The sequence below is a fragment of the Bacillus sp. JJ1521 genome, from assembly GCF_036965165.1.
Taxonomy (GTDB): domain Bacteria; phylum Bacillota; class Bacilli; order Bacillales; family Bacillaceae_L; genus Ferdinandcohnia.
In genome coordinates this window covers 1-9,595 of sequence record NZ_JBALOX010000175.1, presented here as the reverse complement: position 1 = coordinate 9,595, position 9,595 = coordinate 1, and the positions used below count along the sequence as shown (strand labels likewise).

The following is a 9,595-nucleotide window of genomic DNA, read 5'->3' as shown; positions in this document are numbered from 1 at the left end:
ATCAACGCACCCTTTACTTTAAGTACAGGTTTTCACAAATATCATTCAGAAGTAATCCTTATAAAATATCCATCTGGGTCAGTAACCTTAAAGCCTCTCATATCCCAAGGGTACTTTTCCACTTCAACCTCAATTGGGTAATTGTTATCAAGACATCGCTGGTACACCTTTTCCAATTCATCTACAACTATAATTAGCTCAAAACCATTTCCTTTAATGTCACTTTTAGCCTTATTGTTAAAGTAATGTTTATCTCCTAAAGCTGATTCAGAAGTAAGTAACAATGAAAAACAATCATAATTAAAACGTGCACCTCTTTTACTTCTACCATACAACTCTAACCCTACAATGTCTTGATAAAAATTTAAAGATTCTTCGATGTCCTCTACATACAGTTCAACTCTAAAAAGAACACTCATTTTCGTAAATCCCTCCCCAATTATTAACCTTCTTCAAGAAAACTGCTTCGTTACTTCAATAAGAAAGAGCGACCTTCGGTATTGAAGCATCGCACCCTATAATTAAAAAACAATATTAAAGTATTATTCGGTAAAATGTTTAACTACTTCCCATTTAGAATCTTGATCGTCATTGTCTGCCTTTTTCCAAATTTGACCGCTGTTTGTTTCAAATAAATACATCCAACCATTGCTCACAATTAACTCATAATTCTCATTTGAAGTAAGGCTTGAATTTGAATCTGATAAACCTAGCCCAACATTATTAATAGCATCTGAAATGGACTTAGATGCTATTATAATACTAATACTAAAAATCACTACTGAAATAAATAGTAATAATCCCTTTTTATTACCCAATTTATCTCCTCTTTTCATCATAAGAATCCAATACCATCTTCCACAAACCTGCTTTATATTTCGATACGAAAGAGTTATTATCCTCCTTTTACTAACCTGCCCCTTTCGTATTATAAGGTTAGCCAGATTGCTAAATATTTCTGGTTGACCATTTTTTATATGGTTTTATTATATCAGTAGCCAAGGTAGAACGTATCTGCTCGTGGGGCTTTGATCCCGTCAACTAAACCGTTCGCCCCCTACTTGTAGAAACATGATTGAGGCTGGTTGGGACTTTGATCTCGTATAACAAGCGAAGCTGTGATACTACATGGAGGATTAGGGGTTACTGGCAAAACACTAGATTAGGAGGAGATTTAGAATGAATCCAGTCGTTGGTCTGGATATTTCAAAAGGGGAAAGTCAAGTCCAAGCATTTTTAGACAAAGGCAAACCTTATCGTAAAAGTTTTAAAGTTTCACATACTGTGGAGGGACTTAGTTCACTAGTTACGTTTCTTGAGGATGTAAAAAGAGGTTCTGGTAGGAAACCTGCAATAGTTTTAGAAGCTACGGGGCATTATCAAGCACCTATCGTTCACTATTTAGAAGAACGCGGTTATTTAATGATTATCATTAATCCATTGATCTCATATATATTTCAACCTGTTAGCAATAGCATAATATGAAAAGCTCTCTAAATGATGACAGCTTCCCTCCTTAACTCTATTAGTATTTACATACAAGTTCAATTTTTGGATACCTTAACAAAATGGAGTAGTAACCCTCTAGTAAAGGATGTTTAATTTTTATGCCAATTAAAATTCAAAGGATTTTGAATATTACTATGGTCATAATTGCATTTTCAACTGTACCTTTTATTGGATTACAAAATTTAAAGCGATTCCTACCTGTTTCCATTCTTATCGGTTGTATAGAGGTGATTAATGCATTTATAGGAAAAAAACGTAGATGGTGGGTTTTTTATAATAAACCAAATTCTTACTTATTTAATGAATTCCCTTTTAATATTGGTTTGTTCTTGGTATCTTCAATTTGGTTAATGAAGTGGTCATATGGAAAGTTCACAAAGTTTGTCTTTCTTAATGCAATCGGTAATGCTTTTTTTGCTTATCCATTCGCAAAATTTGCGAGAAAAATTAAGTATTTTACATTGGTCCGTCTAAATCATTTACAGTTTTTCTTCTATTTCTTTTCTAAGGTTTTTCTGTTCTACGGATTACAATACCTGTTTGAAAAGTACAAAAAGCTTAATTAATGAAAAAAACCGTTCTTGAATTATACTCCCACCTTTGTTAAATAAAGGTTTCAACAAAAAAGGGCTAAATCCTTCTAAGATTAATGAACCTATTAGTTGAGAATGTCAAATGTTAAAAGAATAAATAAAATTTTAAAGGATATATTAAAATTGTGAAACATTTGGTTTTCACAGGGACTAGCATAGATGACCAAAACAGATAACTACCATAAACTAGGTAGTTTTTTGTTTTTGCTACATACGTCTTGAATAATTAATCATGCAAATACAAATATTAAAGTTAATAATTGGGAAAGGAGGAAAACTATGTCTAAAAAAATTCTTTTTTCATATTGCACCCTCTTGGTTACTGCAATGTTGTTAGGTATGTCAACTGTTCATGCCTCAGACTTAAACAATCACGCTGCTAGCAAAGTCACTGATTTTGCACAGAATGGTAATGACGTTGCTAACGTTGATAATGACGACGACGATATGGATTGGGGCTGGATTGGGTTACTTGGTTTGGCTGGTCTTTTAGGATTAAGAAGGAAAGATAACAACCAAGGAAATAACAGATAATCCCAACACTACTTTGAGCTTTAATTGAGCTATTATTGATATCAAAACCTACAGGAATAGGGTCTCTATGGGATCCTTTTCTTGCATTATTCATTAAACTTCTTCCTTTCTACCTCCTATTCTAAAGACTACCCTGCTTATTTACTTGAATAAGAAAATGCCTACCGTTAGGGATTTTATATGAATCTACATATTCTTCTTCAACTAAAATGCTCCTTTAGTTTAATAACTTCCACAAAAAATGCGTTAATCCTTCTTGCATCAACGCACCCGTTAGTACAATAACTTCAACAAAAAAGTGCATTAACCCTTCTTGCATCAACGCACCCTTTACTTTAAATACACTTGTTTACGAAGTTGTATTCTTAATTTTGTAATTTCTATGATTGACTATGGTTGTAATAGGTTCGTCTTTTTCCTTATTGTATCCGTACTAAACAATATCAGAACTTTCTCTAACAACCGTATCAGTTCCTTCATAGGTTTCCCCATCACGCTTAAATAAAATATGGTCCCCTATTTTAGCAGTTGCCATTTTATCACCTCTGAACTTATTATTTTCAACAAAGATAAAAAAATGCAGGAACAATTAAGATATTAGCTGTATTTATTGCTTAAAGGGAAGCTACCCTTAGTTGAATAATAAATGTGCAAACTAATAGGGTAATGCGGTACTTTATGATGGTGTTTGGTTTGGGAGGGAATTACATTTGGATGTTGTGAAACTTGGGAAAATTACTATTAAAATTACAAGAAGGATCAAAAAATAGATAAATAGACTGGGGAATTTACTAGTGTCGTATGGTCACTTTCTGCATTATATATAGCACGGGGACATCCCCGAGGCCAAAGTGAAAGGAGGTGTATTTAAAATGAACACTAATAAAGTAAAAAAATCTCTTAACGACGCACTAGAAAGTCTCAAAGAGGCAACAAAAGAAAAAGCTGATGTTGAAAAGAATATTAAAAAGATTAGAGAACAAATTAAAGACTTAGAAGAAGATTTAAAAGAGGATCTAATTGAACTAGGCCACGTAGACGATGATATTAACGATGCAATAAAAGATATCAAGAAGGCTAAAAAACAACTTTAGAGAGTAAAAGTGGATTAACAACGGATATATGTTAGTTCTGTTATGTAAATATCTTATAAATTGGAGTGAAACACATTGGTACTGGTGGTGGTGTTCCATATTCCATAATGTCATATGTCTGCCTGATCTATGTGCTAAATACAGAAAGGGAACCCTCGTCCGCTCAAGGTCCCCTTGTACTTTATTTGTTAACTCTGTCTAGGTTTGGCCCAGAAACTGAAGGCCTTTTTACCAGTTCCAACGTCATGATAACTCGTTTTAATTTTGGAATCCATTGCCTTGGAAAAGTAGTGGATTCCCACATTTATCACTTTGAAAATCCTAATATAAAGAAACATCTAAGACTATTACATTTGATGTAATGGTCTCTTTTTGCTTCACTTTTTTTATCTTTAATGAATTAATTGTTCGAATTATGAATTATTAAATCCACTCTTGTCCATTTCATATTGGTGTTTTACGCATAAACTAAATTATCCACCTTCAGCTCCATAGTTTTATACCTTCTCCTGGACACTCATTATTATGGGTGTCCATTAATTAAAAATAAAGTCAATAGTCACAGCATGTTAAATCCAGTTACATATTCTGTACTAACTTTTAAAAAAAGGAGGTGTAAGCCATGAGTGGATATGGCGGATATGGCCATGGTATGAATTTTGTACTAATCGTGGTCCTATTTATTCTCTTAATCATCGTCGGTGCTTCCTTTGTCCACGGTGGTTATTAATTCAAATTAGGTATTCCTAGTGAGGCTGAACCTTTTTTTCATATCTATCAAGAAACAGGCGTTTCTGCTATTTTAGAAACAGCCTGTTTTAAAGCACGCATTATTATTTGGAATCTTTTATTAGTTTTTTTAATAATGGTGGTAGTAAGGGTAGTGATGATGATAGTAAGGGTAGTGATGATGGTGGTACGGATAGCCAAATCCAAACCCTGGACCTCCAAACCCTAGTCCTGGTCCAAAACCAAAACCTGAACCTTGTCCACCTAAACCAATGCCTGGGTACTGTCTATTATTGTACATAAAAACATTCATCCTCCTCATTTCAATTTACGGTACAGCATATGCATTTTTGGGTAAATGTTCTTGGGTATTTGTCTCGATTTCTAGATTTTATATGACATATGCTGAATCCAAAGGATAAAAAGGACCTTTCATTTACAACTCTTGATCTACATTAGAATTAAATTAATTTAGCACCCTGGTAAAATAATACACCCCATATTCCTATTTAACTAAACTGCCCCGTTAGTTCAATAACTTCAACAAAAAAATGCATTAATCCTTCTTGGATTAACACACCCTTTAGTTTAAGTACATTTCTTCACAAACTAATAAACATAAATCATTTTAAAAATACTTAATAATGCGTTAATAACAAACTACTGGTAGTTTATAGTAAAGTCTACACTTTAATTTCAGGCAAATTATTTCGGTATCATTCCTGTTCAAAAGAAGTGTGATAAATTTTTCTTCCTAGATACATCAACTTGTAATTAGTTTCAATTTGTTTTGTTAAAGTAATTGGATTGTTAATGGATATATATAGGGTTCATCAGGCTCCGCAGTTTTTTTCCATTCTGTTATCTTGATAATTGGTAATTCCATGCCGTTATAAGTGGTAATATCGATAACACCCTTTACTTCAATCCACGTATCCGTATCAATTGACGAACTTCCAGACAACTCCGTTAAGAACCCGATAATACTCGCATCGGCAACACAGTGGGTGATTAGAAATCTTGAAATAACAAATTGTTCTTGAGTAAAACCCTCTTCTTTGTATACAAAACCTTTTAATTCAATCGTTCTTCCCTGATATTTTCTAAAATCCTTATGTATCTCTTCATAATAAGCATTAAATACATGATCATCCATTTTTACAGTTTGACTTTTTTCTAAGAGTTGGATGAGGTTGTCATATTCTTCCGTTCTCATAGGGGTGTGAATATCAAACTCAGGAATACTTACTATATCCTCACCTGCATCCCCACTCTCTTCCTCTTGTACATTCGGTTCTTCCTTTTTATTTGTCTTCGGGTAGTTTGTTAAAATCTCCATTCCGCCTTTTTTACTTGCAACTGCTGCATCAAGTGTCTTAGGTGGTAGGAAAAAACCGGTAAGGAGTGGGAATAGGATAATGCTATATGAAAATAGCTTTTTGACATTTAATTGTGAGTCCCCATGGTCATGAGTACAAGTGTGATCGTTACAATGATGAGAATGATGGTGATGCCCTTCTTCCTTCGCTGTCCAAACTCGAGTTACCTGAATTAAAAACAGAATAAGAAATATGATAGACGCAAGTTGACTTAAGCCCTCATACTTTGGATTAATAAATTTTGTAATTTCACCAGTGGAATGCATATTAAAAAGCATAACCGAAAACGCAAGCAGAATAAATGCTCTAACAGCCTGTTGAAAATGAAATTTCATGTATTTTCCCCCCTATAAAAAGCTCTGCACCATTAGTAGAGTAACAAATATGACTGATGCTACCATTCCAAGCATGAACATAACAAACTTAAACCGGAACACACTCATCATAATAAAGGTATTCTTCAAATCTAGCATCGGTCCAAAAATTAAAAATCCAAGAATGGAATGAGTTGGAAATAAATGACTAAAGGACGCACCTATAAATGCATCAGCCTCTGAACACAAGGACAAAATGTAAGTCAGCCCCATCATAACAAGTAATGATGAAATAACCCCACTTCCTGTTTCTAGTAGTGCTCTAGCAGGCATAAAGGTTTGGACACTAGCTGCTAATAATGCTCCCACTATGAGATATTTTCCCATATCAAAAAACTCATCGATTGAATGTGTAAGCACCGCCCATAATTTATGACTTAGGGACTGATTTCTAGATTCATCATTCGAAGTTGCGATATTCTCATTTTTAAATTGAGTACCCTTTACAAATATGCTCACTAAAAAAGCAATAACTAAGGCAATGAAAAAGCCTAACACCATTCTCAAAATAGCAATCTTAAAATCATTCCCGAATGCCATATAGGTCGATGCGATTACAATCGGATTAATTAAAGGTCCTGTTAGCATAAACCCCATCGCTGCGTATATCGGAACTCCCTTAGATATAAGTCTCCGTACAATTGGTACAATGCCACACTCACATCCAGGAAACAATGAACCTATAATGCAACTCATAATCACAGCTAAAACTTTATTTTTGGGTATGCATTTACGAATATGCTCCTCGGTTACCACAATTTGAATAAGTCCTGCTATGAGAACCCCTACTAAAACAAATGGTAGAGCCTCTATTAAAATACTTAAAAATATCGTGTTTAGATTTAATAATGAATCAGGGATTGCAGTCGAATAGGAGTCCCCTATGTCTGTCGTAAGTAAAAATAACACAAAAAGGATTATGATAACTCCTGTTGTTTCAATAATGCTACTTCTAAAAATTCGAACCATATGAAACCTCCCTTTATTACCTAACTGTTTTTTATTCAATCTAAATTAGAATGATTCCGCTTTATGATAAACAATCCTCCTACTATTGTAAATAATAGTTTGAATATTTATTTTTTATTCCTATTAATTTTCACTTGCAAAAATGGACGTTCTATTATATTATCGTTTAAGTAAAACGAAATCATTACGATTTAAAACGAAAATGGAGGCTGAAAAATGAATGAAATACCTGTAACAGTTTTAAGTGGATACCTTGGTTCAGGAAAAACCACTTTACTAAACCATGTTTTACAAAACAGACAAGGACTACGTGTCGCTGTGATTGTTAACGACATGAGCGAAATCAATGTTGATGCAGCTTTAATAAAAAGTGGTGGTTTTTCTCGTACAGAAGAAAAATTAGTTGAAATGCAAAATGGCTGCATTTGTTGCACACTCCGAGAGGATTTGATAATAGAAGTTGAACGCCTAGTAAATCAAGGCGATATTGATTACATACTGATTGAATCTTCTGGTATTAGTGAACCTATCCCAGTAGCTCAAACCTTCACATATATTGACGAAGAACTCGGTATTGATTTATCAAGTCTTTGCAAATTAGATACAATGGTAACAGTAGTTGATGCAAGTCGTTTCTGGCATGACTTTTCTAGTGGTGAAACCCTCCTTGATCGAAAACAAGCAGTAGGTGCTGGAGATAGTCGAGATATTGTCGATTTATTAATTGATCAAATTGAATTTGCAAACATCATAATATTGAATAAAACTGACTTAATTAAACACGAAGAAGTGGTTCAACTTAAAGCAATAGTCGCTAAATTAAATCCAGAAGCAGAAGTCATACTTTCAAGTTTTGGAAATGTCCCTCTTCAAAAGGTATTGAATACAGGACTGTTTGACTTTGAATCAGCCAGTGTAGGGGCTGGATGGATTAAAGAATTAAACGAAGAGCATACTCCTGAAACTGAAGAATATGGTATTTCATCATTTGTCTATAGGAGTAGAATTCCATTTCATCCTGAGCGACTCATGACTTGGTTAGAGGATTGGCCTGTTGAAGTTGTTCGTGCAAAGGGGTTCATTTGGCTTGCTTCAAGAAATGATGAGGCCGTTTTATTATCTCAAGCAGGTCCATCCCTATCATTTCAGCCTGTAGGAAATTGGATTGCATCTCTGCCATTAAATGATAGAGAGATGATCTTTGACGAGGAACCAGAAATTTTGAATGATTGGGATCCAATATTTGGAGATCGGAAAACTGAGCTTGTCTTAATAGGAATAGGTATGGAAAAAGAACAACTTACTGATAGTTTAAATGGATGTTTATTATCAGACGAAGAAATGATGGTGAACTGGAGTACTTTATCAGATCCACTTCCAAGTCTACATGAAATTTAAATTTTTTCGGCATCATAATCGGAATGATTACGATATATATATATACAACTATGCGGACTAAATCGGAATGATTATGATTGAGAGGGGAAATTATGAAAACTAAACACTTTTTTGCGTTACTAGTCATATTAACAACCACATTCTTGTTTGGGTGTGCTTCAGAAAACAAAACAATCTCAAACGAGGCCAATAACACAACCACAACATCTGAACGTCTTAAGATCTTTACTACGGTATTTCCGTTACAGGACTTTACAGAAAAAATTGGGGGCGAACATGTAGAAGTTTTAAGTGTATTTCCTCCAGGATCTGATGCTCATACATTTGAACCTACTCAAAAAAAAATGGTGGAGATTGCGGAAGCAGATGCTCTTATATATATTGGTGCAGGTGTGGAAGGCTTCATTGATGCTGCCAATAAAACATTACAAAATGAAAAGGTGCAACTGGTGAAGGCAACAGAAAGTATGGAATTATCTAATATACAAGATGAACACGAAGAAGCTCACCAAAGTGAGGAAGAAACTGAAACAGAGCACAACGACCATCACTCTGATTCGAATTCTGAAGAAAGCCACAGTCATAGTGTTAATGTAGAACATGAGGAACATGAAGAACTTGAGGAGCATCCCGAAAGTCAATCGGATACAGAAGACAACCACCATCATCATGGCGACGTTGATCCACATGTTTGGTTAGATCCTTTAAAAGCTGTGGAATTAGCTGAAAGTATTCTTCATACACTTGAGGAATTAAAACCAGAGGCTAAAGAAGACTTTGAAAAAAACTTTGATGAACTAGTTAAAAACTTGCAGGCATTAGATCAAGATTTTGAGAGTGTTATTAATCAGTCTTCAAAGAAAGAAATTTTAGTTTCACATTCAGCCTACGGATATTGGGAGTCAAGGTATGGTGTTAAACAAATAAGTGTTTCCGGTTTATCACCAACAAATGAGCCCTCTCAAAAGGATTTAAAAAACATTATTAATACTGCTAAAGAACATAACATCAAGTTT

The 9,595-nt window shown here is 34.2% G+C and carries 11 protein-coding genes and 1 pseudogene; 7 read left to right on the top strand and 5 right to left on the bottom strand.

Annotation, left to right across the window (positions count from 1 at the left end; translation table 11 throughout):
• Positions 1-41 precede the first annotated feature (41 nt).
• Both V7147_RS20515 and V7147_RS20510 read right to left on the bottom strand, forming a co-directional pair.
• Positions 42-419, bottom strand: a complete 378-nt coding sequence (locus V7147_RS20515) for a VOC family protein (protein ID WP_335369669.1) — start codon at positions 417-419, stop codon at positions 42-44.
• A 123-nt stretch (positions 420-542) separates the two neighbouring features.
• Positions 543-818, bottom strand: a complete 276-nt coding sequence (locus V7147_RS20510; RefSeq protein ID WP_335369668.1) for a hypothetical protein — start codon at positions 816-818, stop codon at positions 543-545.
• A gap of 361 nt (positions 819-1,179) precedes the next feature.
• Here V7147_RS20510 and V7147_RS20505 point away from each other — a divergent pair.
• The 5 genes and pseudogenes from V7147_RS20505 to V7147_RS20485 form a co-directional block, all read left to right on the top strand.
• Positions 1,180-1,452, top strand: a pseudogene (locus tag V7147_RS20505) (IS110 family transposase); the annotation flags it as partial.
• Positions 1,453-1,607: 155 nt separating this feature from the next.
• Positions 1,608-2,075 carry a hypothetical protein gene (locus V7147_RS20500; RefSeq protein WP_335369667.1) on the top strand — a complete coding sequence of 156 codons (468 nt, stop codon included), beginning with the start codon at positions 1,608-1,610 and terminating at the stop codon, positions 2,073-2,075.
• 306 nt (positions 2,076-2,381) lie between these two features.
• Complete coding sequence (locus V7147_RS20495) at positions 2,382-2,636, top strand: WGxxGxxG family protein (RefSeq protein ID WP_335369666.1); 255 nt, start codon at positions 2,382-2,384, stop codon at positions 2,634-2,636.
• Positions 2,637-3,508: 872 nt separating this feature from the next.
• Positions 3,509-3,730 carry a hypothetical protein gene (locus V7147_RS20490; RefSeq protein ID WP_335369665.1) on the top strand — a complete coding sequence of 74 codons (222 nt, stop codon included), beginning with the start codon at positions 3,509-3,511 and terminating at the stop codon, positions 3,728-3,730.
• Between the two features lie 622 nt (positions 3,731-4,352).
• On the top strand, positions 4,353-4,460 hold the full coding sequence (locus tag V7147_RS20485) for a YjcZ family sporulation protein (RefSeq protein ID WP_335369664.1): 108 nt from the start codon (positions 4,353-4,355) through the stop codon (positions 4,458-4,460).
• Positions 4,461-4,589: 129 nt separating this feature from the next.
• Here the strand turns inward: V7147_RS20485 and V7147_RS20480 are convergent, their stop codons facing one another.
• The 3 genes from V7147_RS20480 to V7147_RS20470 form a co-directional block, all read right to left on the bottom strand.
• On the bottom strand, positions 4,590-4,760 hold the full coding sequence (locus V7147_RS20480; protein WP_335369663.1) for a hypothetical protein: 171 nt from the start codon (positions 4,758-4,760) through the stop codon (positions 4,590-4,592).
• 492 nt (positions 4,761-5,252) lie between these two features.
• Positions 5,253-6,173 carry a TIGR03943 family putative permease subunit gene (locus V7147_RS20475; protein ID WP_335369662.1) on the bottom strand — a complete coding sequence of 307 codons (921 nt, stop codon included), beginning with the start codon at positions 6,171-6,173 and terminating at the stop codon, positions 5,253-5,255.
• Positions 6,174-6,185: 12 nt separating this feature from the next.
• On the bottom strand, positions 6,186-7,181 hold the full coding sequence (locus tag V7147_RS20470; RefSeq protein WP_335369661.1) for a permease: 996 nt from the start codon (positions 7,179-7,181) through the stop codon (positions 6,186-6,188).
• Positions 7,182-7,397: 216 nt separating this feature from the next.
• Between V7147_RS20470 and V7147_RS20465 the strand changes: the two genes are divergently transcribed.
• A complete protein-coding gene (locus tag V7147_RS20465) occupies positions 7,398-8,579 on the top strand; it encodes a GTP-binding protein (RefSeq protein ID WP_335369660.1) in 1,182 nt (393 codons plus the stop codon).
• Between the two features lie 92 nt (positions 8,580-8,671).
• Positions 8,672-9,595 (top strand): metal ABC transporter solute-binding protein, Zn/Mn family (locus V7147_RS20460; RefSeq protein ID WP_335369659.1); only part of this gene is annotated, 924 nt, incomplete at its 3' end.